At 75.8% G+C, this 1,582-nt stretch carries 1 protein-coding gene and 1 pseudogene; both read left to right on the top strand.

Translation table 11 applies throughout. From position 1 onward, the window contains the following. Positions 1–451, top strand: a pseudogene (locus tag AC2W7G_RS15905) (DNA repair protein RecN); the annotation flags it as partial. A gap of 60 nt (positions 452–511) precedes the next feature. Continuing rightward, the coding region (gene steA, locus AC2W7G_RS15900; protein ID WP_485869294.1) for a putative cytokinetic ring protein SteA at positions 512–1,582 on the top strand (1,071 nt) is incomplete at its 3' end.

Here is a 1,582-nt window from a genome sequence, read left to right as displayed (position 1 = left end):
GGCGCCGACCAGGTCGAGATGCTGTTCGCCGCCAACAACGGCGCCGACGCCGCCGCCCCTGCACCGCGGCGCCAGCGGCGGCGAGCTGTCGCGCCTCATGCTCGCCCTGGAGGTCGTGCTGGTCGATGCCCGCGACGTGCCGACGCTGGTGTTCGACGAGGTCGACGCCGGCATCGGCGGACGTGCGGCGGTCGAGGTCGGCCGCCGGCTGGCCCGGCTGGCGCGGCGCTCGCAGGTGCTGGCCGTCACCCACCTGCCGCAGGTCGCGGCGTTCGCCGACCACCACTTCCACGTGCAGAAGGACGACGACGGCGTCGTCACCCGCAGCGCGGTGGTCGTGCTCGAGGGCGAGGCACGCGTCGACGAGCTGGCGCGCATGCTGGCCGGCCAGGACGACTCCGCCGCCGCCCAGGCCCACGCCCGCGAGCTGCTCGACCTGGCCCGCGAGTAGCGCGGACACGCCCGGCGCGAACCCCGGGATCTCGGGGGTCTGCGTGCGACGATGGCAGGGATGAAGATCCGCCACCGCAAGTCCGAGGACGTGCCGGCCGAGGCCGGCGAGACCTCCGACCCGACGACCCCGACGACGACGGCCGAGCCCACGCCGACCGTCACGCGCACCGCCACCCCCGCACCCGAGCCGGCGACGTCCGAGCCCGAGGACCGCGGGATCGTCGGCACCGTGCGCCTGGAGCGCGACCTGCGTGCGGTGGGCGACAAGGTCGGTCCCGGCGACGTCGTCGTCATCGAGCAGCCGGACCTGGACCGGCGCCGCGCCGAGGAGCTGGCCGACCGCGGCGTCGCGGTCGTGCTCAACGTCGTCTCCTCGGTCTCGCCGACCCTGCCGACCAACGGGCCGCTCGTGCTGACCCGCGCCGGCGTCGTCCTGGTCGACGAGGTCGGCCCCGGCGCCTGGAACCTCAAGAACGGCGACACCGTCCGCGTCGTCGACGGCGTCGTGCACAAGGGCAGCAAGCAGGTCGCCTCGGGCACGGTGCGCCGGCTCGACGACCTGCGCGAGCAGCACGGCGCGGCCGAGCAGGCCCTGCGCACCCAGCTGTCCGCCCTCTCGGCGAACGCCGCCGACCACCTGCAGCGCGAGCACGAGCTGCTGCTCGACGGCTCCGCCATCCCGTACCTCGACGTCTCGCGCCGGGGCCGCCCGTACCTGGTCGTCAGCCGGACGCACGACTGGTCCGACGACCTCGCCGGGCTCCGCCGCTACATCCGCTCGTACCGCCCGGTGCTCGTGGGTGCCGGCGCCGGTGCCGACGCGCTGCTGGAGGCCGGTCACACCCCCGAGGTCGTGATCGGCCCGCTCGACGAGCTCTCCGACCGAGCGCTCTCCGCGGCCCAGGAGGTCGTGGTCACGACGTCCACCGCGGCGCTGCCGCCGCTGGACCGGCTCGAGCGGCTCGGCGTCGACGCCACGCTGTTCCCGGGCGTCGGCACGGCCGAGGACCTCGCGATCCTGCTCGCCGACACCAACGAGGCCAGCCTCGTCGTGCTCGCCGGCGCCGCGCCCGACCTGCGCGCGGTGCTCGAGCCCGGGCCGAACGAGGCCGCCGCCGCGCTGCTCTCG

It is taken from the genome of Aeromicrobium sp. PFPM2_SD2, from assembly GCF_057364525.1.
This window is presented reverse-complemented; position numbering and strand designations above follow the sequence as displayed.